Genomic DNA, 26,510 nt, shown 5'->3' with positions numbered 1-26,510 from the left:
CCTCCGAGCAGACGACCAGGTTGACCCCGGTCCAGGTGGACGCCTCCACCGAGGCCTGGCCGTCTGAGGAGCCCGACTCGAACGAGCCGACCGTCACCGCGGCCGTGCCCGGCGTCGGGTTCCCGGCAGGCGAGGACGCCACGGAGTACATGAAGCCGGTGGCGCCGCCCGAGCCGCAGCCCCTGACCCGGCCGGAGGACTCCGGCGTCCACGGGCCCGTGATGATCGAGCCCGGCGCGGACGAGGCACAGCAGAAGAACACGAAGAAGAAGGCGCTGATCGTGGCCGCGGCCGCCATCGGCGCCCTGGGGCTGCTCTACGGCCTCGACATCCTCGTCTCGAGCGGCAACGTCCCGCGCGGCGTGACCGTGGCGGGCGTCGACGTCGGCGGCATGGCCCACGACGAGGCCGAGAAGAAGCTCCGCGACGAGATCGGTCCCCGGCTGAGCAAGCCCGTCGCGCTCAAGGCGGGCGACGTCACCGCGGAGCTCGACCCGAAGGCGGCGGGCCTCGAGCTCGACTGGAACAGCACGATCGACCGCGCCGGCAGCCAGCCGCTCAGCCCGATCACCCGCGTCACCTCGTTCTTCACGAGCCGTGAGGTCGGTGTCGCGACGAAGGCCGACGACGCGAAGGTCTCCGGCGCGTTGGAGGCCATGCGCCCCAAGCTCGACCACGAGCCCGTCGAGGGCACCATCAGGTTCGAGGGCGCCACCCCCGTCGCCGTCGAGCCGCACGCGGGTCAGAAGCTCAAGACCGAGGGCGCCGTCAGCGCCGTCGTCGCGAACTGGGCGTCCGGCGACCCGGTCGAGGTCCCGATGGACTTCACCGCGGTCAAGACGACCAAGGAGGGCGTCGAGAAGGCGCTCAACGAGATCGTGAAGACCGCGGTCTCCGGTCCGGTCGTCATCAAGGGCGAGGGCAAGGACGCGACGCTCACCCCGGAGCAGATCGGCACCACGCTGTCGTTCACCCCGGGTGAGGGCGGCGCGCTGGACGTGACGCCGAACAAGGACAAGCTCGCCGAGGTCACGGCGCCGCAGCTCAAGGACACGGTCAAGGAGGGCAAGGACGCCCAGATCGTCTTCGAGGGCGGCAGGCCGACGGTCAAGCCCTCGGTGGACGGCCTCGACCTCGACTGGGACAAGAACCTCCAGCCGTACTTCGACACGCTGAAGAAGACCGACGGCCGCGAGATCAAGTTCGAGTACAAGCACACGCCCGCGAAGGTCACCACCGAGCAGGCGAACAAGATGGGCATCAAGGAGGTCATCGGCGAGTTCCAGACCGGTGGCTTCACCCCCGCCTCGGGCGTGAACATCCGCGTCGTCGCCGAGAAGGTCAACGGCGCGATCGTGAAGCCCAAGGAGACGTTCAGCCTCAACAAGTACACGGGTCCGCGCGGCACCGCGCAGGGCTACGTCGAGTCGGGCATCATCGAGAACGGCATCCCCGGCCAGGCGGTCGGCGGCGGCATCTCGCAGTTCGCGACCACGCTCTACAACGCGTACTACTACGCGGGCATGAAGGACGCGGGCCACCGGGAGCACAGCTACTGGATCACGCGGTACCCGAAGGGCCGCGAGGCCACCGTGTTCATGGACGGCGCGGGCAACAGCGTGATCGACATCGCCTTCACGAACCCGGACGACACGGGCGTCGCGATCCAGACGATCTGGACGCCCTCGTCGATCAAGATCGTGCTGTGGGGCACCAAGAACTACGACGTCACCGGCTCCACCAGCGGTGAGTTCGCCCCCACGCAGCCGCAGGAGAAGAAGGTCAACAAGGCCGGTTGCACGCCGAGCAACGGCTCGCCCGGCTTCTCCGTGACGGACACGCGCACGATAACGGACCGCCGCAACGGCCAGTCCCGCACCGAGTCGCGCACGGTGAAGTACGACCCGCAGTTCAAGATCATCTGCGAGCCGCCGCCGCCCGGCAGCTGACAGAACGCTGGTTCACGGTGGCCACGCGCGGGTATTCACCCGTTCGTGGCCACTGTTGCGCAAGAGGCGCGAAGACACCCCGTCGTCCAGACGCTGGGGCGCGCGGGGATGGTGTTGTACGGGGTCGTGCACGTCCTGGTGGCGTGGCTCGCGATCCAGGTCGCGTTCGGCGCTTCCGAACAGGCCGACTCGAAAGGCGCGTTGAGCGACATCGCCCAGGCCGGTCCGTGGCTGCTGTGGACGCTGGCGATCGGGCTGGTGTGCTTCGCGCTGTGGCAGCTGCTCCTGGCGTTCGTCGGGTACACCTACATCGACAAGAAGCGCAAGCGGATCTCCAAGCGCATCGGCTCCGCGGCCCGCGCCGTCACGGCGACCGGTATCGCCTACGGTGCGTTCAAGTACGCGACGGGGTCCGGTGGCTCCGGCAACCAGAACCAGCAGCAGCAGGAGCTCACCGCGCAGGTGCTCTCCTGGCCCGGCGGCCAGTTCATCGTCGGCGCCGTCGCGATCGGCATCCTCTCCATCGCCGGTGTGATCATCTACAAGGGCATCAAGAAGTCCTTCGAGAAGGACCTCGACATGAGCCGCGCGCCGTCGTGGATCGAGCCGGTGGGCAGGATCGGCTGGATCGGCAAGGGCACGGCGTACGCGGTGATCGGTGTCCTCGTCGGACTCGCCGCCGTCAACGCGGACCCGCAGCAGTCCGGTGGCATGGACAAGGCCCTGAAGACGCTGGCGGCACAGCCCTACGGCATGTTCCTGCTGACAGCGGTCGCGATCGGCATCGCCGCGTTCGGCGTCTACTGCTTCGCCGCTGCCCGCGCTGTCAAGGAGTGACGTCGGTGGCCGCGCGCCTGTGCTGATGCCGGGCCGCGGCCTCCTGCGCCTCCACGGTCATCAGCGACAGCACCTGACCCGGCGCCACGTAGAAGACGTTGGGACTGCCGGCGTCCGGCCCCCAGCCCGGGCTTCCGCGCAGCAGCAGGAGGTCGCCGGGGTCCAGGTCGGTCCCCTCGAACCACGTCTCCTGCTCGACCCGGGTCCGCTCCCACGTGATCACGGCCTTGGTGCCGTGCTCCGCTCTCTGGTGCACCTGCGCGACCCTGGCCAGCTCGGCTCCCGGTGACGCCTCGCGCAGCTCGTCCATGTGCCGCCGGTACCCGGACCACAGCGCGTCCTGGCGCCGCTGCCGGTTCTTCACGCGGCGCACGACGAGCGTCGCGAGCACCGCGACACCGGCGATCGCGCACACCATCAGCAGGTACAGGGCCACCAGGCAATTTTTGATTCCGAACGAGGGCCTGTCAACTGACAACGAAGTCAAGCTGCACCCGGTGAGGGGTTCGCGCTAACGTATCGGTCATGTCGAGCCCTGAGGCAGCGAAGGTCGGGTCTGCGGTCTAGCCGTCAGCCCCGAAAACCCTTCAGTCCTCCGGAGCTCTTCCGTGCCTTTTTCGCTCTACCTGCTCGCCCTGGCCGTGTTCGCCATGGGCACCTCCGAGTTCATGCTCGCCGGGCTGCTGCCGTCCATCGCGGCCGAGTTCGGCGTGCCTGTCGGCACCGCCGGCCTGCTCACCTCCGCGTTCGCCGCGGGCATGGCCGTCGGCGCACCGCTGATGGCGGTGGTGGCTCGCACGTGGTCGCCGCGCACCAGCCTGTTCGGGTTCGTCGTCGTGTTCCTCGTGGCGCACGTGGCAGGTGCCATCACCACGAACTTCCTGCTGTTGCTGGTTTCCAGGGTCTTGGCCGCACTCGCGAACGCCGGGTTTCTCGCCGTGGCCCTGACGACGGCCGCTGTTCTCGTGCCGCCGCACCGGCGTGGGCGGGCGCTCGCCGTGCTGTTGTCCGGCACCACGGTGGCCACGATCGCCGGTGTGCCGGGAGGGTCGTTGCTCGGCACCGCGTTCGGTTGGCGTGCGACGTTCCTGGCGGTCGCCGTGCTCTGCGTGCCCGCGGCGATCGGTGTCCTGCGCGGAGTCCCGGCCAGGCGGGAGCGCGTCGCGCCGCCCGCCCTGCGCCCTGAGCTCTCCGAGCTCGGCAAACCGGTGCTGGTGCTCGTCATCGCGCTCGCGGTCGTCGTGAACGCGGTGACGTTCGGTCACTTCACGTTCCTCGCGCCGGTGGTCGCGGGTGCCGGGCTGAGCGAGTGGTGGGTGCCGGTCGCGCTCGTGCTGTTCGGCGTCGGCTCGTTCGTCGGGGTCACCGCCGCGGGCAGGCTGGCCGACTCGTCACCGCGTCCGGTCGTGGCGCTCGGCGGGACGTTGGCCGTCGTGGGCTGGACGAGCCTCGACGTGCTGGGCAGGGAGCCGGTCACGTTGCTGTGCCTGGTGTTCGTGCTCGGGGCGCTCTCGTTCGCGGTCGGCAGTACGTTGATCGCGCGCGTCCTGCACCACGCGTCGGGTGCGCCCACGATGGCGGGCTCCTACGCGACGGCGGCGTTCAACGTCGGTGCCGCGGTCGGTCCGCTGTTCTTCTGACGCAATGGAAACGGGCCCGTGCACCTCGGGCAGGAGGTGCACGGGCCCGTCGTCGGTGAGACGCTCAGAAAGCGCTCTCGTCGATGTCCATCAGCGCGTTGTCCGTGGACTCCGCGATCTTGCGGCGCGAGGTGAGCTCCGGCAGCACGTTCTTCGCGAAGAACGACGCCACCGCGATCTTGCCCTCGTAGAACGCCTTGTCCTTGGCGGACGGCGTGCCGCCGAGCTTCTCCAGCGCGACCTCGGCCTGGCGCAGCAGCAGCCAGCCGACGAGGACGTCACCCGCGGTCATCAGCAGGCGGACCGAGTTCTGGCCGACCTTGTAGAGGTTGCGGACGTCCTCCTGCGACGTGGTCAGGAAGCCGACCAGGGCGCCGAGCATGCCCTGGAGGTCTTCCAGGCCCTGCTTCAGGAGAGCGCGCTCCTCCTTCAGGCGGCCGTTGCCGCCCTCGTTGTCGAGGAACTTCTGGATCTCGCCGTTGATGAAGGCGAGCGCCTGGCCCTTGTCGCGGATGATCTTCCGGAAGAAGAAGTCCAGCGACTGGATGGCCGTGGTGCCCTCGTACAGGGAGTCGATCTTCGCGTCGCGGATGTACTGCTCGATCGGGTACTCCTGCAGGAAGCCCGAGCCGCCCAGCGTCTGCAGCGACTGCGCGAGCTGCTCGTACGCGCGCTCCGAGCCGACGCCCTTGACGATCGGCAGCAGCAGGTCGTTGACCTTGGCGGCCAGCTCTGCGTCGTCGCCGCCGAGCATCACCTTGTCCTGCAGGGTCGCGGTGTACAGGTACACGGCGCGCAGGCCCTCGGCGTACGCCTTCTGCAGCATCAGGCTGCGGCGGACGTCCGGGTGGTTGGTGATGGTGACGCGCGGGGCGGTCTTGTCCGTCATGCGCGTGAGGTCGGCGCTCTGCACGCGCTCCTTGGCGTACGACAGCGCGTTCAGGTAGCCGGTCGACAGCGTCGCGATGGCCTTGGTGCCGACCATCATGCGGGCGTACTCGATGACGTCGAACATCTGCGCGATGCCGTCGTGCACCTCGCCGAGCAGCCAGCCCTTGGCGGGCACGCCGTGCTGGCCGAAGGTCAGCTCGCACGTGGTGGACGCCTTGAGGCCCATCTTGTGCTCGACGTTGGTGACGAAGGCGCCGTTGCGCTCGCCCAGCTCACCGGTCTGCGGGTCGAAGTGGAACTTCGGCACCAGGAACAGCGACAGGCCCTTGGTGCCGGGCTTCGCCTCGATCCCTTCGCCCTCGGGACGAGCGAGCACCATGTGCATGATGTTCTCGGTCAGGTCCTGGTCCGCGGACGTGATGAAGCGCTTCACGCCCTCGATGTGCCAGCTGCCGTCGTCCTGCTTGAAGGCCTTGGTGCGGCCGGCGCCGACGTCGGAGCCGGCGTCCGGCTCGGTCAGCACCATCGTGGCGCCCCAGCCGCGGTCGATCATCAGCTGGGCCCACTGCTTGTCGCGCTCAGTGCCGTTGTTGTAGACGACCGTCGCGAAGCTCGGACCCGCCAGGTACATGTAGACGGCCGGGTTCGCCCCGAGCAGCAGCTCGGACGCGGCCCACGTGACCGACGGCGGGGTGCCGAAGCCGCCCAGCTCGTTCGGCAGGAACAGGCGGTACCACTCGCCGTCCCACACCGCCTGGTACGACTTCTTCAGCGACTCCGGCAGGGTGGCCGAGTGCGTCGCCGGGTCGAACACCGGCGGGTTGCGGTCGGCGTCGACGAAGGAGTCCCCGAGGACACCCTCCGCGAGGTTCTTCACCTCGGCCAGCACGCTGCGCGCCGTGTCCTCGTCGGACTGCTCGAACGGCCCCGTGCCGAGGTGGTCCTGCACGTTGAAGACCTCGAACAGGTTGAACTCGAGATCCCGGACGTTGCTCTTGTAGTGGCCCATCTCGTCAGCTCACTCCTCAGGGTCGCGGCGGGGTCGCCTACTGACCGGTAACAACAGGGTATTACTCGACAGTAACCTCGGCAAGGCCGACCACTCGGTGGTGGCGAAAGAGACACTCCTCCACATCCCCTGAACCGGACATGAGCGAGCGGGGAGACCGCTCGCGCGAACGCGGCAGTCGATCAGAAGCGCAACCGGTAGGCGTTCAACCAGCAGCCGGATCGGGTCGCACCCGACCTCGTTCTGTTCATGTGGATGAACAAGGGTCACGAATGTGATTCAAGACAGCCCAAGGTCTTCCGTCCCACCGCAACAGTCTCGTAAGACCTACGTCACATATCCCGTGCGGGATGTGCCAGGTTCCGCCGCCCGAGGCCTGGTGCGCTCTCGCGGGCACACGTGTGTGCACGCTTGGAGGTCACATGAAAAGCCTCGATTGGGTCGTGGTCGCCGGCTACTTCGTGGTGATGGTCGGAATCGGCCTCTGGTCACGCGGGCGGGTCAAGAACATCGCCGACTTCTTCACCGCGGGCGGCAAGATGCCCTGGTGGTTGTCCGGCATCTCCCACCACATGTCCGGGTACAGCGCCGTCATGTTCGTCGCGTTCGCGGCGGAGGCGTACCGGCTGGGCCTCACGGTCTACATCTGGTGGTCGCTGACGATCGGCATCGGTGTCGGCATCGGCGCGTTCCTCTGGGCGCCCGCCTGGAACCGGCTGCGGTCGAAGCACGACGTCAAGTCGCCCCTCGAGTACCTCGCCATCCGCTACAACGTCCCGACGCAGCAGGTCATGGCGTGGGCGGGTGCCGGTCTGAAGGTCGTCGACATCGCGGCCAAGTGGGTCGCCGTCGCGTTGCTGCTGCAGGGCTTCGCCGGTGTCCCGATCGGCTGGGGCATCGCGCTCGTCGGCATCGTCACGATGGTCTACTCGGTGCTCGGCGGCCTGTGGGCCGACGCGCTGACCGACTTCGGCCAGTTCATCATCCAGGGCCTCGCGGGCTTCGCGATGTTCTTCGCCGTCGCCTCGCACTTCGGCGGCATCGACTTCATGTGGACGATCTGGGACAAGCTCCCCGAGAGCCACAGCGACCCGCTGACCGGCCCCTACACCCTGACGTTCTTCATGGCGCTCTTCCTGATCAAGACGCTCGAGTACAACGGCGGCATGTGGAACCTGGCCCAGCGCTACATGGCGGCCCCGTCGGGCTTCGCCGCGAAGCGCTCTGCCCTGCTCTCGGCCGCGCTGTGGCTCGTGTGGCCGCTGATCCTGTTCTTCCCGATGTGGGCCGCCCCGCTGATCGTGCCGGGCATGGAGGCCAACGCCGAACAGGCCTACGTCGAGATGGGCAAGGCCATGCTCCCCGCGGGCATGGTGGGCCTCGTCCTCGCCGGCTTCTTCTCGCACACGATGGCGATGGTCTCCTCCGACGCCAACGTCATCACCGCCGTCATCACCCGTGACATCCTTCCGCGACTGTGGAAGGGCGCACTCTCGATGAGCGCGGACGCACAGCTGAAACTGGCGCGCATCACCACGTTCGCGTTCATCGGCCTGTCGATGACCATCGCCCTGACCGCGGACACCAAGGGCTTCGTGCTGAAGGTCGTGATCGCCCTCGTGGCGGCCACGATGGGCCCGATCGCGATCCCGCTGATGCTCGGCCTGCTCCCGTGGTTCCGCAAGATCGGCCCCACGGCAGCGCTGTCGTCGACCGTCGGCGGCCTCGCCACCTGGGTGTTCCTCTACGTCGAGCAGCAGTTCCTGAAGGACTTCGCCGTCTCGCAGGCCCTGATCGTCTCGACGCCGCTGCTGGTCTCGCTGGTCCTGTACCTGGTGATCGGCTTCGCGAAGCCGGAACCGTCCCGGGAGCGCGACGCCCTGATCGACTCGCTGAAGTCAGACGAGCCCGACACGGCACCCGAACGAGCCGTTCGTTCCTGATGATCCTCGCGGCGGCGCACCCGACCAGGGTCGCCGCCGCGAGTCACACGTGGGGGTGCCGTGGCGTGCGTCATCGTCACGAGACTCCCGCTCCACCCGCATGCACAGTGGAGACATGGGTAAGTGGAGTCCCGCGGACGACGCGGAACTGGCAACGGGCTGGCGGCTCTGGCTGGAGCTGAGCGACCGCGTGTGGCCGGACCCGTCGTGGGACGGCACCCCCGCCGACGCCATCCGCCAGGTCCGCGCCCTCCTCACCACCTGCGAGGAGATCCGTCTCGCCTACCTGGCCGAGACCTCACAACCGTCCGTAGCCCTCCTGCAGCTGTTGCAGTCGATGTCGTTCGTCGCCTCGTTCGCCGTCGACCTGTGGCACGACGACACGCACCCCCTGGACGTCGAACGCGCCGAGCTGCTGCACGGCGACCTGGCTTCGTTCGCCGAGCACGTGGCCGGGGTTCGTGCTGCTCTGGCCCGTGGCGGTGGCTGGGTGGAGCTGGACCGCCGGCCGTGGGGCCTGCCGGTCGACTGAACGCCAGTCGCCCGTCTCTGGGGCGAACGACGGGTTCCGCGCCAGACTGGGGCGGTGAGCACACAGCTGCACGAGGCATTGGCCCGCATCGGCGTGAGGAAGGCGTTCCCGCGCGGTGGCGTGATCGTCCGGCAGCACGAAGTCGCCGTATCGGTTCTGTACGTGGAGCAGGGCATCTGTCGCGTCGCGCACCTGTCTGCCAACGGCAAGGAGAGCCTGCTCGCATTGCGAGGTGTCGGCGAGTTGATCGGTGACTTCGGTGTGCTGGCTCAGCGCCCGCGCTCCGCAATGGTCACGGCTGTGACCGAGATGGTCTGTCTGGTCGTGCCTGCGGAGAAGTTCGAGCGACTCGTCGAGAACGAACCCTCGGTGAGCCGCGAGGTGATGCGACGACTGGTGCTGAGGGTGGAACAGGCCAACACCAAACGCGTCGACCTCGGCACTCTGCCGACGAGGCAACGACTGGCCCGGCTACTTCTGGAACTGATCACGACCTATGGCAACGACGTCGGCTCCCTGCTGACCCAGGAAGAGCTCGGACACGCGATCGGGGCAACCCGCGAGTCCGTGGTTCGTGCTCTTCGCGGCCTGCGGCAAGACGGTGTCATCAACACCTCCCGACGTGCGTTGGTGATCCGGCGCCCGGACCTGCTCGCGGCCGAATGCGCCGGTTCATGAGGCGATGACGAACCATGTGAGGAGCAGCGAGGCGGACGTGAACCACAACATCAACGCCCAACGCAGAGATCTGTACTTCGCGCGGGCGATGCGTGCGAGGACCTGGGCATAAGCCCAGCCGGCCTCCTCGCCTGACGGGGTGGTGGTCATCAGGTCGTCCAAGGGCAACTGGGCCAAAGAGGGCCAGGAGTACCGGCTGTGGGTTCCAGGAACCACTCGCGGCAGGAGCACCTTCACCAAGAAGAACGCTGACGCGACGAGCGTCAGGGCCGACAGGCCGAGCGCGGTCAGCGCCAGAGAGCTCACCACTCCAGTCGATCTCGCCACTGTGCTCAGGAGGGGGCGTTGGCTGGCCACCGCTGTGGCCACTCCGGCGACCGCGGTGGCGCACAGCCCCGCCTTCACATCGGCATTCTTGATCCACGTCGTGCTCTGCTCGATCGCCAATTCGGCATCGCTCATGTCTCCTCCATCCTTCGTCCTCCACCTTTCACGATCGCCGGATCATCGGAAAACGGCTGTTCGAGTGTGAGCTCGTGGCGCTTTGTGAGTCATTTGCCGCAGACTCGGCAGCGTGCGGGTGGTACTACTCCATGTAGAGCAATCTTGGGCGCAAACTCTTGCGAACGCTTGGAGGTGATCTGGTGGACACGTCGAGTGGCATAGATCAACTTTAATGTCGTTTCGCTATCTCGTGATTGACCCGCTATTGTTCCGGTGTTTCATCGCCCGCATCCGGCCGGATCGCTTCTCGTTACGAACGTTCTCTTTGGCGCACCTGGAGGTCGAATGACTGACAATGGTGGAGCCTGGCCTGCGCAAACTCTGCTCGGGAGGTTGCCTTCACCGTTGCGCGACCGTGCGTTGCGACTCGGCACCGAGCGTCTTCGGGTGCCAGGAGAATGCCTGGTCCGCCAAGGCGAAGTCGGCGGCGAGGTCATCCTCCTGACGTCCGGGCATGCCAAGGTGGAGGTCGACCTGGCGCGTGGCAAGACGGTGCTGATCGCCATTCGGACTGGTGGCGACCTCGTCGGCGAGATGGGGCCGCTGGAGGTGAAGCCGCGGAGTGCCAGCGTGCGCGCCTGCGCGCCGACCAGGTTCAGGACAATAGCCTGGGAGGAATGGGAGCGCTTTCAGCGTGATCATCCGCCTGTCGCGATCGAGTTCGGTCGAATGCTCTCCGCCAGGTTGAGGTGGGCGAACGAACGCCGCCTCGACGCGGCGAACTCTCGTCGGGTGTCCGTGCGGGTGGCTCGGATCCTCGGTGAGCTGTACGCAATTCACGGCAGGCCGCTTGAAGTCGGCGTCCAACTCGCCGTTGCGCTCACCCAGCGGGAGCTGGCTTCGTTGGCGGGCGTGTCGCTCTCGGCGGCAGAATCGGAACTGCGTGATCTCGAAAATGGTCGGATCATCAGATGGGGTTACCGTGGTTGCGTCCTGCTCGACGAGCCGGCGCTGAGACAACGCGCTGAAAATCTGGACGAAAATCCCTGCTAGTGGGGAATGTCGTTCGTCTGTTCCGGTAGAAAGTTCGGCAAGGCGCTGCCTCGGTCAGTCGTCCTGTCCAGGAAGGTAGTCGGAATGGTTGAACCGTTTAGTCGTGCCCTCTGCATGACCGCAGACGTGGAGGCCTACGGAAGCCGAAGCGATCCTGAGAAGTCCGCGGTTCAGGACAAGCTCGCGCAGGTGCTGAGGGACGCGGCACAGGCCGCGGGGCTGCACAGGGACAGGTGGCTGCGTCAGCCCAAGGGCGACGAAGAACTCGCGGTGATCCCGAACGACGAGTTCGAGCCGTACGTCGTCGACCAGTTCATCGCAGCGCTCGACCGCCACCTCGCAGCCGTGAACGTCGGTGTGCCGCCGAGCAGGAGACTCCGGCTGAGGGCCGCGCTGCATCACGGGAACGCTTTCCCTTCGGCGATGGGGTTCGGCGGCCAGGCCGTCGTGCACGTGAGCAGGCTCGTCAACGGTGCAGCGGTCAAGCAGGCGCTGATCGCCGCACCGGACGCGAATCTCGCCGTGGTCCTCTCCCCGGAGGTGTTCGACCACGTGGTCGCACACGGACACACCTCGTTGTCCCCCCGGGACTTCCGCAAGGTCGAGGTGGTGTGCAAGGAGATCACGACATCGGGTTGGTTGAGGGTGCCCGGCGCTGACGTGCACGCCTTGGAACTCGGGGGTTCCGGATCTCCGCGCGCGCGGAGATCCGCAGCAGGCAACCGCGCGGTGCACAACGAGTTCCACGACGTCGTGCACGCGAACCAGGCGAACTTCGGCTTCCAGGGGTGATCGTGGCCGACAGCGAAGCCGAGAACGGCGACCGCGTCGATGAGCCCGTGGAGGCGAGTGGCGCCGGCCAGTCCTCGCCCGCGGATGATCTGCAGGCTGCGGGAGGCAGGCAGGAAGAGAAACACGAGGATGACGTTCTCGCGGCCGAGGAGTTGCGCGGCAGCCAGGTCATCAACAACTTCTACGGGCGCGTGGACGCTGAAAACGCCAGGTTCGGGGTCTCGATCTCGGCGTCGGCCAGGAGGTCGACCGGTCCGATCAGCAGCGTCGAGGTCGAGACGATCGTTGAGCGCTACGTCGGTTCCGAGTGCTTTGACAGCCTGGTGGAGCTGTTGCGGGAGAAGCACATCGCGTTGCTGGTCGGGGTGGATGGCACCGGCAAGCGAACCGGAGCCATCGCCGGGCTGCATTCCGTGCTCCCGCCTGGTTGTCAGATCACGGCGCAAGCCCCGTCGGCAGACCTCGGTGAACTCGTGGTCAAGCGGAACAAGGGCTACCTGGTGGCGGACCGGCTGGACAGCGGCGCCGCGTCGGTGCAGCAACGGTTCGAGATCGAGCGGGTCAGGGACGAGCTGGTGCGGAACGGTTCCTACCTGGTGATGACGCTGAGTTCGGCGGGCTCGTTGCGCAAGCTCGTCCGCGAACTCGTCGTCGAGTGGCAACCGCCGGATCCGCGACTGTTGTTCGACCGGTACGTCGGTGCCGCCGCGATCGAGGATCCCGATTTGGAACTCGTGCGCAAGCGCGTCTCCGATCTGACCTTCCCGCGCACGGTCGTGACCATCGCCAAGGCGGCGTCCGTCAGCTGCCGTGACGCGCTCGCTGCTCTTGACGGCTCGTCGAAGGACAACGTTCGGGACTGGTTCGACGACGAGAGCCGAACGCTGGGCGACGTCCTGTCGGCAGCGGCCGCCGTCTTCGCCCACGGTGTTCCGCTCAGGAAGTTCGAAGTGTTGCACCAGCGTCTGCTGGCTCTCGGCGCATCGGGCGGTAGCGAGGTGACGACCTCCCCGCCGCTCGACCTGGGCGACAAGGTCGTGCAGAGCCGAGTCGGCTGGACGAAGGAGGAGGGTCTTTTCGTCGTCAGGCGCGACGCCGCCGCGGGACCGGGTGATCCCGACCGTGAGCGAATGGTGGTGTTCCGCGCGGACGACTACCGCGAGCACGTGATCGCAGAACTGTCGGAGCGCTATGGGATCGAACTCTGGGCGCCCGTGCGGACGTGGGTCAGGGAGATCGCCGCAACGGCCCCCGTGTCAGAGGTGCAGGTCCAGGTCGCGCTCGGACTGGCGTTGTTGTGCCGCGACTCCTGGGGTGAGGTGGAGGAGTCGTTCCTGGACCCGTGGTCGGACGGCGCCGGGCCGGAGCGCGCGACGGCGGCCTACGTGTTGTCCTGGATGTGCATCGACGACTCCCTGGCGTCCGTCGCGCTCGACCTCGCCCTGAAGTGGGTGCGTGACGGGAGCATCCGGCGCAGGATCACAGCGGCAGCCGCTTTGGGCAGCACGCTGGGCATTCGCTACCAGGTTTCCGCACTGACCTGGTTGTGGCACCTGGCCTCCCGCGGTGGTGTCGAGCCGCGGGTCGCCCGCCAGTCGATCGCGTTGCTCTTCTGCGCGAACACAGCCGAGGGCGAAGACGCCGGCAGCCTGCTCCGGTTCATCCAACGTGGACTCGACACCGCCATTGACGCGGGCAGGGACCTTCCGGCGCTGGACGCGGTGAGCACCGTGCTGGCCGCCAGACAGCCCGATTCCGGTGAGGCTGCGATGGCTGCGGTGTTGCGCAACCAGCCGCAGAACGTCGAAGTCATCGGTGAGCTCTGGGCTGAGGCGTTGCGAAGCGGCCGGCACCGCGGCAAAGCGATCGATGCCCTCCGCAGCACTCTTGCCGGGCTGGGCGGTGACGATGTCGCTCGCCAGGTGACGGGGCGACTCGGCGAAGCCGTACGAGCCTGTCTGACCGATGCAGAAGTCGATCTTCTCCGGCGATCTCTCGACTACGAGTTCGGCTCCGCCGGCGGTGGGGGCATCGCCGATCAAGTCACTTCTGCACTGCTCACCGCTTTCTTGACCGCAAACGTTCGTTGAGGGGACCCGCGGAATGAACAGCAGCACGAACTACCCGATTTGCGAGGAGCGGACGCTCAGTCCTGTGAAGCGACGCGTGTTCTCCCGCCGGCGCGACGTGGACGAACTCCCACCGCAGGTCTCCGGCACGGTCCTCGTGTTCGAAACCGGCGGGCGGTACGAGGCCTTCACCGAGCGCAGGCACCTGACCGGCGCTGAGGAGGCGGTGGTCGACGCTGTCGCAGTCAGTCTGGTCGACGTGCGGCAGCAACTCGTGACCGTCGACCTCCCCATCCCGTCTTCCAACCCCGGCAACGACTTCTACGTGCGCGTCCGCTTCGACTGCGTCGTCACGCACGCCGAGACGGTCGTGGCCCGGCGGTTGACGAACGTCGTGCAGGTGTTGGGCGAACACCTTCGCCGTGATCGGAAGCTGGTCGAGTTGGGCATCGACCACAGCATCGACGAACTGAACGCGGTTCGCAGCATGGCCAACGCGCGGGTGACGGCGTACTGCACGCTGGAGCCTCCCATGATTCCCGGTCTCAGCGTCAAGCTGTCCACCGTGGACGTCCTCACCCCTGGCGAACTCCGCAGCCACGGCAAGCAGATCCAGGCCGTCGAGTGGAAGAGGAAGCTCAAGGAGTTCGAGCTCAGCGGTCAGCGGGCGTCCGCGGAGTTCCTGAACGAACTCATCAGCCGCGGGCCGGAGATGACCAGCGCGCTTGCGCTCGACCGAGGCGAGGTCACGGCGGCTCAAATCGCGGACCAGCTTCGCGAAGAACGGCACAGGCAGGACGAGAACCTGCTGACGGTGCTCAAACACCTGAGCGAGAACAACGCGTTGAACCGGATCGGTTACGACCCGGTCGACCTGATCAACCGCGTCACCCAGGCCCAACTGGGCATCCAGCCGGCGCAAGAGGTCGGCCCCAACCACCGTCGGCGCTCCGTGACCTCGGCCGACAGCGAGAAGCCCGGCTTCGCCCCCAACGAGGACGACGTTGTCTGAGAACAAGATGTCGATGAGCAGAAGGCTGCGCGTTTTCGCGGGTGTTGACGAGGAAGTGCTCGCCAAGGTCCCCCAAGAACGTGCTCGGTACACGGGTGTCGGCGGCGCGGTGTTGGGCACGGCGACCATCGCCACCGCTTCTTTCGGGCTCGCGCTCTCCCAGATCTTCGACGGCTGGAGCTTCTTGCTGGTCGTGCCGATGCTGATCTGGGGACTGTTCGTGCTGAACCTCGACCGATGGCTGGTGTCGAGCTCGACCGGGTCGAAGTGGACGAGGCGCGCGTGGTTGCTCGTGCCGAGGTTGCTGCTCGCGTGCTTCTTCGGTGTGACGATCGCGGAGCCGCTGGTCCTGAGCATCTTCGGCAAGGCGATCGAACAGCACGTCAACGAGGAACGGCGTGCGGAGATCGAGACGTTCGAGAAGAGGCTGGCCGGCTGCAACCCCGTTTCGGGTGCCGAACCGTCCGGAGGGTGCTCCGAGGCCGACCGCATCCGAGCGGGCATCTCGCCGGCCGCCGTGGAGCAGGAGCTCGCCGCTCGCCGCGTCGATGCGAAGAACCTGCAGGACACGGTGAAACGCGACTCCGAGGAGCACGGCAGGCTGGAGGAGCTCGCCCGGCGTGAATGTGCGGGTGCAAGCGGCGAAGGGTTGACCGGCGTACCCGGCGCCGGCCCGGAATGCCTCCGCCTGCGCAAGCAGGCCGACGACTACGCCGCCGCACACCCCGTCGCACCTGCGAAAGCCCAGCTCGACGAGCTGACGAAGCGGGTGGACGAACTCGAGGCGCAGACAGGAACCGCGAAGGCCGACTATGAGAAGGCGATCACAGCAGAGATCCAGAAGCGGGTGCAGGGCAAGCGCGACACCTACGACGGCATCGGCCTGCTCGAGCGCTTCAGGGCACTCGACGAACTGACCAGGGACAGCGGCTTCCTCCTCGCTGCGTTGTGGTTCATCCGGCTCTTCCTCATCGTGATCGACTGCTTGCCCGTGCTCGTGAAGATCTTCGGAGGTGTCAGCTCGTACGACCGGCTCATCGAGGGGCGCCTGACGAGTGCGGTCAAGGTCGACGGTGACGAACTGCGTGTCGAGGAGGCACGCCGGTTGAGTGCCACCCGCATCGCACTGCGTGAGATCGAGGCCGCCGAGCAGAGGAAGTTCTCGGAGATCGACATCGATCTCCGCGGGCACAAGGTGACGATGAGCCAACAGGCCGAAAGCGCGGTTGACCAGCTGACCGAACTGCTGCTCAAGGAGTCGCAGAAGCAGGAGACGCTGGTCAACGGGCATCGCTTGTAGGTGCGCCCTGCCGGTCGACTGAGCGCTGAAAAACCAGCTGCTGTCACCAGGCTCATGGCCGACCATGTCGCCATGAGCCTCGAACCCGCGCTGAGCACCATGAGTGATGCCGTCGCGCTCTGGTACGTCGGCGCGGGCAGCGCCGCCGGCATCGTCCGCGCGGCCTGCGAACTGCTTGTGGCGGGAGCGGACGGCCCGTCCCTGTGCGCGCTCGCGGCGGTGTCGTTCCGGCACGCCGACGAGGAGGTGCCCGAACTGCTCGAAGCGGCGATGCAGGAGGTGGGACTCGCCTTCCACCCGAGGGGCACGATCGCCGCTCACGAGGCCGGCATCAGGGTCATGGCGTCACGCGTGCTGACGGGCGACCTCACTCCCAAGGCGCTGGCCGTCTGGGCGTGGAGCACCTTCCCGATGGCGCCGGTGGAGCTGCCCCGGGAGCTCAAGCTGCTGGGTTTCGACTACGAGTACCTCGACGAGTACGCGGAGGTCGGTGTCACCCTCGAACGGTCCGCGGAGCAGCTCGACGCCGAGATCGTGGCCGAGGCGCGGAGGATCGTCGCGTCCGGGCGGCGGTGACGTGGCGGTGCACAGCGAAGGCCCCAGGTCGTGATGACCTGGGGCCTTCGGCGTGGAGCGGGTGACGGGAATCGAACCCGCCTCTACAGCTTGGGAAGCTGTCGTTCTACCAATGAACTACACCCGCGAAGCACTGCGTCGCCGATCATACACAAGCGTGCAACACGGCCCGCAGCCGTCTTCGGCTAGCCTGTCCCGGTGCTGCTGAGTGACCAGGATCTGCGCAAAGAGGTCGAGTCCGGCCGTCTCCTCCTCGACCCCTTCACGCTTGAGATGCTCCAGCCGTCGAGCATCGACGTGCGGCTGGACCGGTTCTTCCGGGTCTTCAACAACACGAGGTACACGCACATCGACCCCGCGCAGCAGCAGGACGACCTCACGAGCCTGGTCGAGACGCCCGAGGGTGAGCCGTTCGTGCTGCACCCCGGTGAGTTCGTGCTCGGCTCGACGTACGAGATGGTCACGTTGCCGGACGACCTGGCGGGGCGGCTCGAGGGCAAGTCCAGCCTCGGCCGGCTGGGGCTGCTCACGCACTCCACGGCGGGCTTCATCGACCCCGGCTTCTCCGGGCACATCACGCTGGAGCTGTCGAACGTCGCCAACCTGCCGATCACGTTGCACCCCGGCATGAAGATCGGGCAGCTCTGCCTGTTCAAGCTGTCCAGCCCGGCCGAGCACCCCTACGGCTCGACGCAGGCCGGGAGCCGGTACCAGGGGCAGCGCGGGCCCACGCCGAGCCGCGCGTACCTGAACTTCCACCGCACGGACACGCGCCGCTAGAAGCCGTAGCGCTCCAGCACCCGGCGCCGCAGGTCCGGGTCGGTGCGGGGTACCGGTTCCAGGAAGATCTCGTCGAGGTCGGGGAACTCCGCGTGCAGCTCCGAGGAGATGCGGACGCAGGCGTTCTCCAGTTCGGCCGCCGTCAGCGTGTCGACGAAGTCCAGGCGCGCGCAGAGCAGTACGCGGTCGGTGCCGATGAGCATCGTCAGCAGGTCCACGACGGCGTCGACCTCGGGTTCCCCCGCCAGGCGGTGCCAGATCGCCTTCACCACCACCGGGTCCGCCTGGCGGCCGATCAGCAGGCCGCGGTTGGTGCGCGCCAGGGTGTAGGCGACGAGTGCCAGCAGCACGCCGATCGCCAGCGAGGCGAGGCCGTCCCACACCGACGAGCCGGTCAGCTGGTGCAGGCCCAGGCCGAGGAACGCCAGGACCAGGCCGATCAGGGCGGCGGAGTCCTCGAGGAAGACCGTCTTCACGGTCGGGTCGTCGGACACGCGCAGGAAGTCCCAGAAACCGCGGCCGTGCTTCTTCGACTCGGAGCGGACCTGCCGGAACGCCTGGGTCCACGACACCGACTCGAGGGCGAAGGCCAGGCCCAGCACGATGTAGCCGACGAGCGGGCGGGTCTGTTCCTCCGGGGCGCCGAAGACCGTGCGGAAGCCCTCGTAGAACGCGAACACCGCACCCGACGCGAAGATCGAGACGGCGGCCAGCAGCGACCAGAAGTAGCGCTCCTTGCCGTAGCCGAACGGGTGTCGGCGGTCGGCGGGGCGGTCGGAGCGGCGCAGGGCCGTCAGCAGCAGGGCCTCGGTGAACGTGTCGGCCACCGAGTGGGCCGCTTCGGAGAGGATCGCGGCCGAACCGGTCACAACGCCCGCGATGGCCTTCATGACCGCGATAGCCAGGTTGACCAGCAGCGCGAGGACGACTGTCAGCGTGCTCTCGCCTGATCCCGCCGGCTTCTCGCTCATGGTGATCAGCCTAGGACCGGTGGGGTGCGCCAGCCGATCGTTACTGCATTCGAGTGACATTCGGCGGACGGGGCAACATCCGCCGCACCTGAGGTGTCTTACAGGCGGGATCCGCAACCGGGGGGACGCTGATCACCAGGGGGTGAGACGGAACGGCCCGCGTCCGGGAGAGACGCGGGCCGTTCTGCATTTCCGTTGGGGCGCAACGGGAATAACGATCAGATCACTGCGGCAACCGGCTTGCCCGCTCGTGCGAGTGACCTCTGCGGGCCCGGAAGGGCCTCTGGGGAAATCTCGAACATGGGGGAAAGCACCGATGCACAAGTTCACCGTGGGCCTCTTCGTGTCCGCAGCAGTCCTGCTCGCCGCCTCACCCGCGATCGCCGAGCGGCCGAACACCGTCAACGGCGAGGTGTGGCTCGACGTCAACGAGGACGGCGTGCGCCAGGCGGGCGAACCGCCGATGGCGGGTGTCCTGGTCGGTCTGCCGGGCAAGCCCGCCAACGCCACCACCGACGAGCACGGCCGCTACCGCTTCACCGGGCTCGCCGACGGCACGTACGAGATGGAGTTCGCCCGGCCGCTGGGGCACGGCCTGACGAAGCCGGGCCGGGACTCCGACGTCGACTGGCTGCGCAGCGGCCGGCATACCGTCACCGTCCGGCACGGCTCGCGGCAGCGGGTGGACGCCGGCTACCGCAAGGCGGTGCACGACAAGAGCGTCGGCGTCGTCGTGGCGGACCGGCCGGTGGTCGCGGTCGGCGAGCGCGTCACGTTCCAGGTCTTCTACGGCAACCGCGGCAACGTCGCCGACCAGATCCAGCTCGACGCCCGCTGGGGTGCGGGGCTGAGGCTGGAGAGCATCACCGGCGACGTCCACCACGTCTGGGAGCGCGAGGCCACCACGTTGCTCGGCGCGGTCGCGCCGAACACCGGTGAGCCGAACTTCGTGCTGGCCACGTTCGTCGCGACGGCTCCCGGCGACCTGGTGGTCGAGTTCAGCGCGCCGGCGGACCTGGAGGGCGACGTCACCCCGCAGAACAACGCCTGCAACGGGTACGTCAGCGTCACCGGCTGACGGGGAGGGCGGCCCGCGTCCGGGAAGGGCGCGGGCCGCGCCGCAACTACCATCGTGGGATGGGCAACCGTGGTGCTGGCGACACCGATGCCGAGGTCGAGTCGTGGAGGGCCCTGGTTCCGGCGATCGATCCGGTGGTCGAGGGTGTGGTCGACCGCGTGCACCAGATCAGCAAGTACCTCGACTTCCTCGCCGCGGAGATCGCCGCGCCGCACGGCCTCAACCGCGCCGACTACGAGATCCTCGCGCGCCTGTTCTGGATCGGGCCGCCGCACCGCCTCACGCCCAAGCAGCTCGCGAACGGCACGCTGAGCCCGGCCACGACGATCACCAGCCGGCTCGACCGGTTGGAGAAGGCCGGTCTGGTCGTGCGTGAGCTCGACCCGAGCGACCGGCGGTCGTTGCCGGCGACGCTCACGGACGCGGGCCGCGCGATCTTCCTGCAGATCGTCGCAGGTCAGGCGGAACGGGAGCGGGACCTCCTCACCGCGCTGCCGGAGGCGGACCTCGAAACCCTGCGCGATCTGCTGCGCCAGGTCATGGAGGTGCTGTCGGGCGAGCTGGGGCCCGCTCGCCGGCGCACGCGGCTCGCACTCGACAGCAAGGAGTAATTGCTACGAACTCGTACTGTCCGACATCGTGCTAAATGGCACGCGAGGGGGTGCGAGATGGGTGGCTACCCGCTGTCCGAGTGACGGAGTTCACGCAACACCGGAACCCCCGGATTCCGATACCCGGATGGAGTATCGGAACCTGGGGGAACTGTGCGCAAGATCTGCGCGGCCGCGCCGGCGGCTGCCTTCCTCCCGCCCGTGGCCGGTACGGCCGCCGCGTCTACGACGTCGACGCGGACTTCTCCTCTGCGCCGATCGACGTCCTCTACTTCAACCCCAAGGACGACACGTTCACGATGAAGGACCTGCTGCTGCCGGGGAAGAGCATCGACGTCAAGCTCCGCGTGAAGCTCACCTCGACCGAGCTGCCGCACGTCTTCCCGTTCGTCACCCCGAGCAGGTGGGGCGAGGACAACTTCGCCGACAACAAGCAGAAGCTGCTGATCGAGGTCGTGGAGAAGGGGGCGGAGACCACCGCGACGACCACGTCCTCGCCCGGACCTCGTCCACGCAGACCTCGGCCGCACCCGCCGCGACGACCGGCCCGGCCGCCGGCGAGGCGGGCAACGGCTCGGGCCTCGCGTCCACGGGTGCGTCGCCGCTGGGCTTCCTCGGCCTCGGCGCGCTGCTCCTGGCGCCCGGCACGCGTGCGTTCCTCGTGGCGCGTCGCCGCTCCTGAAAAACTGAAACCATTGGGGGACAACGTGAAGAAGGTGTTCGCCGTCGCGATGACGGCAGCCCTCGCCCTGCCCGTCGCGGCCACCACCGCGGCGGCGCAGGACGAGACGATCAGCATCGAGGGCCGGGTCTACCTCGACCGCAACGGCAACAGCCGGTACGACGAGGGTGAGGTCGCGCTGGCCGGGGATCCGGGCGGCACGATCGTCAAGGCGGACTCCGGTGAGAGGGTCGCCAAGTACGCCACCGACGAGGAGGGCCGCTACCGGGTGGAGAACCTCCCGGCGGGCAGGTACCGCGTCGAGTCGCCGGCGCTCCAGCGGTACAACGCGGGTACCTCCAGCACGTTCGACCGCACCACCACGGGCGGCACGGTCGACGTCCGCCTCTACGGTTCCCGCGTCGTCGGGTACTCGTACGTGGACGCCAACCTGGACCACGTGCGCCAGCCGGACGAGCAGCTGCTCGATCCCGGCACCCTGAACGGCAAGCCGCTGCCGGCACCGGACGAGAAGGGCTACTTCGAACTCACCGACCTGCCCTTCGGCGACTACGCGTTCGTCCCCGCCGACCACTCGGCCAGGAATCTCCGCCCGGTCGGCACGACCGGTTCGAGCACGTTCAAGCTCGAGCGGTTCAACAACGTCAACACGTTCGACCTCCGCCACACGGCGATCAAGGGCGACCTCGCGGTCGACGTTCCGGTGCTCACGCCGGCCAAGGACGTCTACGTCCTCGGCGAGGAGGCCGACGTCGTCATCAGGATCAGCAACAAGGGCGAGGCCGCCGAGAAGGCGTCGTTCGTGCTCGCGAGCTACGACGCGGAGACGCTGTCCCACAGCGACAACGTGGTGGCGCCGAACGGCACCGGGTTCGAGTTCGAGTCGAAGGACCCGATCGCGCCGGGCAGGAGCGTCGACGTGCGGCTCAGGATCAGGTTCACCGAGCTGGAAATCCAGAACCTGCACGTCATCGTGCGGCCCAGCAAGTTCTTCAAGGACCCGTTCCAGGACAACGTGGCGTTCCGCGCGGTGAGGGTCGTGGAGAAGGGCCCGGAGACCACGACTCCGGGCACCCCGGCGCCGACGACCACCACGACCGCTCCGGCCGTGGCGCAGGCGGGGAACAAGACCGGGCTGGCGTCCACGGGCGCCTCACCACTGGGTTTCCTCGGCCTGGGCGCTCTGCTGCTCGCGGCCGGCACGGCTGCGTTCCTCGTGGCGCGCCGCCGCCGGTCCTGACCACTTAGGACCCGCCACGGCTAGTCTCGCGGCATGGGCATCTTGGTGCACGTGCTGCTGACCGCCGTGGCGGTTTGGGTGTCGACCGCCCTCCCGGGCATCGACCTGGGTGAGGGCACCACCGGGGCGAAGGTCCTCACGCTGCTCGGCGTCGCGGTGATCTTCGGCCTGGTGAACGCGGTCGTGAAGCCGGTGGTGAAGTTCTTCGGCTGCCTGTTCTACCTGCTCACGCTCGGCCTGATCGGGCTCGTGGTGAACGCGCTGCTGTTCATGCTCACCGGCTGGCTGGCCGAGCAGCTCGACCTGCCGTTCCGCGTCGACGGTTTCTGGCCCGCGTTCTGGGGCGCGATCATCGTCGCCCTCACCGGCTGGGTCCTGAACGTCGTCTACGACAAGGTCACCGACAAGGACTGACCCGGTGACGAAGAAGGCCCTCGGTCCGATGTGGACCGAGGGCCTTCGTCTTGCCGTGGGACTCAGGCCTTCGCCTTGTCCTCGTCCGGCAGCGGCGTGCCGGTCGGGACCTCGTCGGTCGGCGTGTCCTGCTTCTCCGTGCCGCGGCGCACGGACTCCAGCAGCATCTGCGCGACGTCCACGACCTCGACGTGCGCACCGGCCTGGCCGTCGGACTGCCGCGCGGTCACGCCGTCGGTCAGCATCACGCGGCAGAACGGGCAGCCGGTCGCGATCTTCGACGGCGCGGTGCCGAGGGCCTCGTCCACGCGGTCGAGGTTGATGCGCTTGCCGATCCGCTCCTCCATCCACATGCGAGCGCCACCGGCACCGCAGCACATGGAGCGCTCCTCGTGGCGCGGCATCTCGCGCAGCTTCGCGCCGGACGCCCCGATGAGCTCGCGGGGTGCCTCGTAGACCTTGTTGTGGCGGCCCAGGTAGCACGGGTCGTGGTACGTGACGTCCTCGGTGACCGGCGCGACCGGCACCAGGCGGCGTTCGCGGACCAGCTTGTTCAGCAGCTGCGTGTGGTGCACGACCTCGTAGGTGCCACCGACCTGCGGGTACTCGTTCGCGAGCGTGTTGAAGCAGTGCGCGCACGTCACGACGATCTTGCGCTGACCGGCCGGGCGGTCCTCGAAGACCGCGTTGAGCACCTCGACGTTCTGCTGCGCGAGCATCTGGAACAGGAACTCGTTGCCGGCGCGGCGGGCCGGGTCACCGGTGCAGGTCTCCTCCGGGCCGAGCACCGTGTACTTCACGTCCGCGGTGTGCAGCAGCTCGGCGACGGCCCGCGTGGTCTTCTTCGCGCGGTCCTCGAACGCGCCGGCGCAGCCGACCCAGAACAGGTACTCCGCGTCGCCCAGGTCGCCGTCGAACACCGGCACCTCGAAGTCGAGACCCTCGGTCCAGGCCAGGCGGTCCTTGGCGTTCTGGCCCCAGGGGTTGCCCTTGTTCTCGAGGTTCTTGAACATGCCGCCGAGCTCGGTCGGGAAGTTCGACTCGATCAGCACCTGGTAGCGGCGCATGTCGACGATGTGGTCGACGTGCTCGATGTCGACCGGGCACTGCTCGACGCACGCGCCGCAGGTCGTGCAGGACCACAGCACCTCGGGGTCGATGACGCCGAGCTCGTCGGGGCCGCCGACCAGCGGGCGCTCCGACTCGGCCATCGCCAGCACGTCGATCGACTCGAGGCGCTTCTTGTAGTCCTCGTACTTGTCCTCGACCAGGCCGACCTCGTCACCGGCCATGTCGCGCGATCCGCCGGCGAGCAGGTACGGCGCCTTGGCGTAGGCGTGGTCGCGCAGCTGCGTGATGACCATCTTGGGCGACAGCGGCTTGCCGGTGTTCCAGGCGGGGCACTGCGACTGGCAGCGGCCGCACTCGGTGCAGGTGGAGAAGTCGAGCCAGCCCTTCCAGCTGAAGTCCTCGACCTTGCCGACGCCGAACACGTCCTTGTCCGGGTCGGCCTCCTCGAGGTCGAGCACCTTGCCGCCGGACATCATCGGCTTGAGCGCGCCCAAGGCGACGCCGCCGTCGTCCTCGCGCTTGAAGTAGATGTTGAAGAACGCCGAGAACCGGTGCCAGGCGACGCCCATCGTGAGGTTCCGGCCGACGACGACCAGCCAGATCATGCCGCTCAGCAGCTTGACCAGCGCCATCACCGACACCCAGATGGGCGCGGAGGGCAGGAGCTGCGCGAGCGGCTGCGTCACGAACGACGTCCACAGCGGCGCGGACTCGAGGCCGCTCGACTGCTTGAACGCCTTGACCAGGAGGATGCCGATGCCCTCGATGATCACGACCGCCTCGACGAAGTAGGCGGAGCGGAAGCTCGAGCCCGCGAAGCGGGAGATCCGGTCGGCCCGGCGCGGGTGGTTGAGCTGGCGGATGATCGCGAGGGCCACACCACCGACGACGGTGCCGAGGCCCAGCAGTTCGACCAGCAGCAGCCAGATCGACCACGTGCCGATGACCGGCCAGTGGAAGCGCGGGTCGAACACCTCGCCGTACGCCTCGAACAGCACCGCGGAGCCGATGAGGAAGCCCCACATCACCATCCAGTGCCACGGGGCGACCGAGCGGAACTTCGCCATCCTGGTGTGGGCGACGAACTCGACGATCATCGTCTTCATGCGCGGCACGAACGGCCCGAAGCGGGTGCCGTCCGGCTGCCCGAGCCGGATGATCCTGATCTGCTTCAGCACGCCGGCGACGAACACGCCCCAGGCGACGACGCTCACCGCCACGGCGACGAGTCCGAGAACCAGCTGGAGGGTCATGGCGGGAGTCTAGGCCAGGTTACCGCTGAGTAACCACTTGGACGTGGCCGGTGTCTCCTCACGGACCGGTCAAGAAGGCGGAACTGGCCCCCAAACTTCTGGAACAATCGTTCAGGTATCTGGTTCCAGTCTCCGGGGGTCGCCGTGTTGTACCTGCTCCTCGCCGCGGCGATCGTGGCGGAAATCGGGGCCACGGTCTCGTTGAAGCTGTCCGAGGGATTCACCAGGCTGTGGCCGTCGGTGGTGGTCGTCGTCGGGTACGCCATCGCCTTCACGGCACTTTCGCGCGCGTTGAAGTTGGGTATGCCCGTGGGTGTCGCCTACGCCGTGTGGTCGGCCGTCGGCGTCTCAGCCGTCGCGATCATCGGCTGGAGGTTCCTGGGCGAGACCCTCAACCCGACGATGGTCATCGGACTGGCGCTGATCATCGGAGGCGTGGTGACGCTCGAACTCGGGAGGACGCACTGACCGCCGTGGTGGAGAGCCAGAAGGTCGACGGCCGCAAGGCGCGCGGGGAGAAGAAGCGGCGGGCGATCGTCGAGGCCGCGCTGCGCGTGATCGAGCGCGAGGGCATCGCCGGCGTGACGCACCGCAGCGTCGCCCGTGAGGCTGGCGTGCCGACGACAGCGCCCACCTACTACTTCGCGACGCTCGACGAACTGCTGATCGCGACATTGCTGTGGTCGGCCGAAGCGCTGTGCGACGACATGCTGAAGATCGTCGCGAGCGGCACCGCGCGCGAGATCGCGTCGAGCCTCGCGAAGGCGGTCGGCCGCGACCGGGGGCGGACGCTCGCCGAGTACGAGCTGTACCTGCTGGCGGGCCGCCGGCCCGAGCTGAAGCCCGCCGCGCGCCGCTGGCTCGACCTGGCGGTGCAGCTCGCGCGGCCTGCCGACCCGGTCGCGTTCCGCGCGTTCCTCGCCGCGATCGACGGGCTGCTGGTGCAGGGCCTGATCGCGGACGTCGCCCCGACCGAGGACGAGCTGGAGCCAATCGTGTCCTTCTTGATCCGCGGTCGCGACGATCCGGCCCCGCCCGCCGGGGAAGAATGAGGGCATGAAGTTCGCGCGAGAGGTGTCCGGCATCAGCCACGGGGTGAGCCTCGGGCTGCTGGCCGCGCTGTACGTGCGCGACTCCCTCGCGTTGTCGGTGGACGTCGAACCGCACGTGCCCGGTCTGGACCCGCCGCTGCCGGTGCGGGTGCCGGCCGGCGTGGACCGCGTCGCGGTGACGGCGGAGTGGCCGGGCTGGTGGGCCGACGCGCTGGACGCGTGCACGCACGGCGCCGAGTCCCTGACGCCGGAGGACGCCGCGGCGTTGCTGACCCGACCGGCGAGCCGGGCCGCGGTGCTCGCGCTCAAGCCGGGCATCGAGCGGCTGCACCGGGTGCAGAGCCCGGCCCCGCTGCCGATCGGGGACGTGCTGCGCGGCGTCGAGTCGCGCATCGGCCGGTGGGCGCAGAGCGTGGAGCTGCACATCGCCGAGGTGCCGGTCGAGGGCCTGCTGTGGGAGCGGATCGCGCCCGCGCACGTGCTGGCGTCCACGCGGTTCCTGAACGACCCGGCGCGCACGGCGCCGGCGCTGCGCGCGGTCCTCGAAGACCTCGTCTGACGGGGTAGGGCCAGCCCCACCCCGTCTTCGGGGGCTGACTGCCGTGTCGCGGAGCCCCGCCACCTCTAGTTTTG

24 protein-coding genes, 1 tRNA gene and 1 pseudogene are annotated in these 26,510 nt (G+C 68.0%); 20 read left to right on the top strand and 6 right to left on the bottom strand.

The genetic code is table 11. The features are described 5' to 3' along the window. The first annotated feature begins 149 nt into the window (after window positions 1-149). Window positions 150-1,949: a VanW family protein gene (locus L6E10_RS19990; protein WP_374237104.1), complete on the top strand. Its 1,800-nt coding sequence runs from the start codon at window positions 150-152 to the stop codon at window positions 1,947-1,949. A gap of 45 nt (window positions 1,950-1,994) precedes the next feature. Then, entirely contained in the window at window positions 1,995-2,786 is a 792-nt protein-coding gene (locus L6E10_RS19985; RefSeq protein ID WP_236220985.1) for a DUF1206 domain-containing protein, read from the top strand. Here L6E10_RS19985 and L6E10_RS19980 read toward each other — a convergent pair. Then, entirely contained in the window at window positions 2,776-3,222 is a 447-nt protein-coding gene (locus tag L6E10_RS19980; RefSeq protein WP_236220984.1) for a hypothetical protein, read from the bottom strand. The two genes, L6E10_RS19985 and L6E10_RS19980, sit on opposite strands and share 11 nt — an antisense overlap. A 172-nt stretch (window positions 3,223-3,394) precedes the next feature. On the opposite strand from L6E10_RS19980, the pseudogene L6E10_RS19975 reads away from it, so the two are divergent. Then, a pseudogene (locus tag L6E10_RS19975) lies at window positions 3,395-4,417 on the top strand (Cmx/CmrA family chloramphenicol efflux MFS transporter); the annotation flags it as partial. Between the two features lie 73 nt (window positions 4,418-4,490). Here L6E10_RS19975 and L6E10_RS19970 read toward each other — a convergent pair. Continuing rightward, the gene (locus L6E10_RS19970) at window positions 4,491-6,326 is read right to left on the bottom strand and encodes an acyl-CoA dehydrogenase (RefSeq protein WP_090103539.1); all 1,836 of its coding nucleotides are present in this window, start codon (window positions 6,324-6,326) and stop codon (window positions 4,491-4,493) included. Window positions 6,327-6,748: 422 nt separating this feature from the next. Here L6E10_RS19970 and L6E10_RS19965 point away from each other — a divergent pair, with 422 nt between their 5' ends. The 3 genes from L6E10_RS19965 (at window position 6,749) to L6E10_RS19955 (ending at window position 9,479) form a co-directional block, all read left to right on the top strand. Beyond that, on the top strand, window positions 6,749-8,269 hold the full coding sequence (locus L6E10_RS19965; RefSeq protein ID WP_236220982.1) for a sodium:solute symporter family protein: 1,521 nt from the start codon (window positions 6,749-6,751) through the stop codon (window positions 8,267-8,269). A gap of 115 nt (window positions 8,270-8,384) precedes the next feature. Next, window positions 8,385-8,801 carry a hypothetical protein gene (locus L6E10_RS19960; protein ID WP_236220981.1) on the top strand — a complete coding sequence of 139 codons (417 nt, stop codon included), beginning with the start codon at window positions 8,385-8,387 and terminating at the stop codon, window positions 8,799-8,801. A gap of 54 nt (window positions 8,802-8,855) precedes the next feature. Continuing rightward, window positions 8,856-9,479, top strand: coding sequence for a Crp/Fnr family transcriptional regulator (locus tag L6E10_RS19955; protein ID WP_236220980.1), 624 nt, complete (start codon window positions 8,856-8,858; stop codon window positions 9,477-9,479). On the opposite strand, the gene L6E10_RS19950 is transcribed toward L6E10_RS19955, so the two are convergent. Next, window positions 9,474-9,941, bottom strand: a complete 468-nt coding sequence (locus tag L6E10_RS19950; RefSeq protein WP_236220979.1) for a Pycsar system effector family protein — start codon at window positions 9,939-9,941, stop codon at window positions 9,474-9,476. The genes L6E10_RS19955 and L6E10_RS19950 overlap by 6 nt on opposite strands. Window positions 9,942-10,328: 387 nt before the next feature. On the opposite strand from L6E10_RS19950, the gene L6E10_RS19945 reads away from it, so the two are divergent. From L6E10_RS19945 to L6E10_RS19920, 6 genes are all read left to right on the top strand, one after another. Beyond that, window positions 10,329-10,976, top strand: a complete 648-nt coding sequence (locus L6E10_RS19945; RefSeq protein ID WP_236220978.1) for a Crp/Fnr family transcriptional regulator — start codon at window positions 10,329-10,331, stop codon at window positions 10,974-10,976. 6 nt (window positions 10,977-10,982) lie between these two features. Beyond that, window positions 10,983-11,768 (top strand): hypothetical protein, encoded by a 786-nt coding sequence (locus tag L6E10_RS19940; protein WP_236220977.1) that lies wholly within the window; start codon window positions 10,983-10,985, stop codon window positions 11,766-11,768. Beyond that, entirely contained in the window at window positions 11,765-13,858 is a 2,094-nt protein-coding gene (locus L6E10_RS19935; RefSeq protein WP_236220976.1) for a hypothetical protein, read from the top strand. The genes L6E10_RS19940 and L6E10_RS19935 overlap by 4 nt, the downstream gene beginning before the upstream one ends. Window positions 13,859-13,922: 64 nt before the next feature. Beyond that, window positions 13,923-14,849, top strand: coding sequence for a hypothetical protein (locus L6E10_RS19930; RefSeq protein WP_236220975.1), 927 nt, complete (start codon window positions 13,923-13,925; stop codon window positions 14,847-14,849). 13 nt (window positions 14,850-14,862) lie between these two features. Further along, window positions 14,863-16,149, top strand: a complete 1,287-nt coding sequence (locus L6E10_RS19925; protein ID WP_236220974.1) for a DUF4407 domain-containing protein — start codon at window positions 14,863-14,865, stop codon at window positions 16,147-16,149. A gap of 72 nt (window positions 16,150-16,221) precedes the next feature. Next, entirely contained in the window at window positions 16,222-16,725 is a 504-nt protein-coding gene (locus L6E10_RS19920; protein ID WP_236220973.1) for a hypothetical protein, read from the top strand. Between the two features lie 53 nt (window positions 16,726-16,778). On the opposite strand, the gene L6E10_RS19915 is transcribed toward L6E10_RS19920, so the two are convergent. Next, window positions 16,779-16,852: transfer RNA gene (locus L6E10_RS19915), tRNA-Gly, on the bottom strand. Between the two features lie 71 nt (window positions 16,853-16,923). Between L6E10_RS19915 and dcd the strand changes: the two genes are divergently transcribed. Beyond that, window positions 16,924-17,505, top strand: coding sequence for a dCTP deaminase (dcd, locus tag L6E10_RS19910; protein WP_236220972.1), 582 nt, complete (start codon window positions 16,924-16,926; stop codon window positions 17,503-17,505). On the opposite strand, the gene L6E10_RS19905 is transcribed toward dcd, so the two are convergent. Next, on the bottom strand, window positions 17,502-18,476 hold the full coding sequence (locus L6E10_RS19905) for a cation diffusion facilitator family transporter (protein ID WP_236220971.1): 975 nt from the start codon (window positions 18,474-18,476) through the stop codon (window positions 17,502-17,504). The two genes, dcd and L6E10_RS19905, sit on opposite strands and share 4 nt — an antisense overlap. 316 nt (window positions 18,477-18,792) lie before the next feature. Here L6E10_RS19905 and L6E10_RS19900 point away from each other — a divergent pair, with 316 nt between their 5' ends. From L6E10_RS19900 to L6E10_RS19885, 4 genes are all read left to right on the top strand, one after another. Further along, a complete protein-coding gene (locus L6E10_RS19900) occupies window positions 18,793-19,554 on the top strand; it encodes an SdrD B-like domain-containing protein (protein ID WP_236220970.1) in 762 nt (253 codons plus the stop codon). Between the two features lie 59 nt (window positions 19,555-19,613). Beyond that, a complete protein-coding gene (locus L6E10_RS19895; RefSeq protein WP_236220969.1) occupies window positions 19,614-20,165 on the top strand; it encodes a MarR family winged helix-turn-helix transcriptional regulator in 552 nt (183 codons plus the stop codon). A 299-nt stretch (window positions 20,166-20,464) separates the two neighbouring features. Then, window positions 20,465-22,087 carry an SdrD B-like domain-containing protein gene (locus L6E10_RS19890; protein ID WP_236220968.1) on the top strand — a complete coding sequence of 541 codons (1,623 nt, stop codon included), beginning with the start codon at window positions 20,465-20,467 and terminating at the stop codon, window positions 22,085-22,087. Between the two features lie 33 nt (window positions 22,088-22,120). Further along, entirely contained in the window at window positions 22,121-22,501 is a 381-nt protein-coding gene (locus L6E10_RS19885; RefSeq protein ID WP_236220967.1) for a phage holin family protein, read from the top strand. Window positions 22,502-22,563: 62 nt separating this feature from the next. On the opposite strand, the gene L6E10_RS19880 is transcribed toward L6E10_RS19885, so the two are convergent. Beyond that, window positions 22,564-24,825, bottom strand: a complete 2,262-nt coding sequence (locus L6E10_RS19880) for a (Fe-S)-binding protein (protein WP_236220966.1) — start codon at window positions 24,823-24,825, stop codon at window positions 22,564-22,566. Between the two features lie 144 nt (window positions 24,826-24,969). On the opposite strand from L6E10_RS19880, the gene L6E10_RS19875 reads away from it, so the two are divergent. The 3 genes from L6E10_RS19875 to L6E10_RS19865 are packed head-to-tail and all read left to right on the top strand — an operon-like array spanning window position 24,970 to window position 26,436. Beyond that, entirely contained in the window at window positions 24,970-25,293 is a 324-nt protein-coding gene (locus L6E10_RS19875) for a multidrug efflux SMR transporter (RefSeq protein ID WP_236220965.1), read from the top strand. 8 nt (window positions 25,294-25,301) lie between these two features. Beyond that, complete coding sequence (locus L6E10_RS19870) at window positions 25,302-25,877, top strand: TetR/AcrR family transcriptional regulator (RefSeq protein ID WP_236221135.1); 576 nt, start codon at window positions 25,302-25,304, stop codon at window positions 25,875-25,877. 4 nt (window positions 25,878-25,881) lie between these two features. After that, window positions 25,882-26,436 carry a hypothetical protein gene (locus L6E10_RS19865; protein WP_236220964.1) on the top strand — a complete coding sequence of 185 codons (555 nt, stop codon included), beginning with the start codon at window positions 25,882-25,884 and terminating at the stop codon, window positions 26,434-26,436. Window positions 26,437-26,510: the final 74 nt, after the last annotated feature.

Source organism: Lentzea sp. CC55, from assembly GCF_021056325.1.
GTDB classification, from domain to species: Bacteria; Actinomycetota; Actinomycetes; order Mycobacteriales; family Pseudonocardiaceae; genus Lentzea; species Lentzea jiangxiensis.
Note: the sequence above shows the minus strand (reverse complement) of the source record. Positions and strands in the feature narration are given on the sequence as shown.

Coding starts and splice junctions, on each gene's coding strand:
- L6E10_RS19950 (WP_236220979.1), bottom strand. CDS start 9,941: ATGAGCGATGCCGAATTGGCGATCGAGCAGAGCACGACGTGGATCAAG.
- L6E10_RS19895 (WP_236220969.1), top strand. CDS start 19,614: ATGGGCAACCGTGGTGCTGGCGACACCGATGCCGAGGTCGAGTCGTGG.
- L6E10_RS19965 (WP_236220982.1), top strand. CDS start 6,749: ATGAAAAGCCTCGATTGGGTCGTGGTCGCCGGCTACTTCGTGGTGATG.
- L6E10_RS19925 (WP_236220974.1), top strand. CDS start 14,863: ATGAGCAGAAGGCTGCGCGTTTTCGCGGGTGTTGACGAGGAAGTGCTC.
- L6E10_RS19970 (WP_090103539.1), bottom strand. CDS start 6,326: ATGGGCCACTACAAGAGCAACGTCCGGGATCTCGAGTTCAACCTGTTC.
- L6E10_RS19940 (WP_236220977.1), top strand. CDS start 10,983: ATGTCGTTCGTCTGTTCCGGTAGAAAGTTCGGCAAGGCGCTGCCTCGG.
- L6E10_RS19890 (WP_236220968.1), top strand. CDS start 20,465: ATGAAGGACCTGCTGCTGCCGGGGAAGAGCATCGACGTCAAGCTCCGC.
- L6E10_RS19885 (WP_236220967.1), top strand. CDS start 22,121: ATGGGCATCTTGGTGCACGTGCTGCTGACCGCCGTGGCGGTTTGGGTG.
- L6E10_RS19900 (WP_236220970.1), top strand. CDS start 18,793: ATGCACAAGTTCACCGTGGGCCTCTTCGTGTCCGCAGCAGTCCTGCTC.
- L6E10_RS19880 (WP_236220966.1), bottom strand. CDS start 24,825: ATGACCCTCCAGCTGGTTCTCGGACTCGTCGCCGTGGCGGTGAGCGTC.
- L6E10_RS19865 (WP_236220964.1), top strand. CDS start 25,882: ATGAAGTTCGCGCGAGAGGTGTCCGGCATCAGCCACGGGGTGAGCCTC.
- L6E10_RS19920 (WP_236220973.1), top strand. CDS start 16,222: ATGAGCCTCGAACCCGCGCTGAGCACCATGAGTGATGCCGTCGCGCTC.
- L6E10_RS19990 (WP_374237104.1), top strand. CDS start 150: ATGAAGCCGGTGGCGCCGCCCGAGCCGCAGCCCCTGACCCGGCCGGAG.
- L6E10_RS19960 (WP_236220981.1), top strand. CDS start 8,385: ATGGGTAAGTGGAGTCCCGCGGACGACGCGGAACTGGCAACGGGCTGG.
- L6E10_RS19905 (WP_236220971.1), bottom strand. CDS start 18,476: ATGAGCGAGAAGCCGGCGGGATCAGGCGAGAGCACGCTGACAGTCGTC.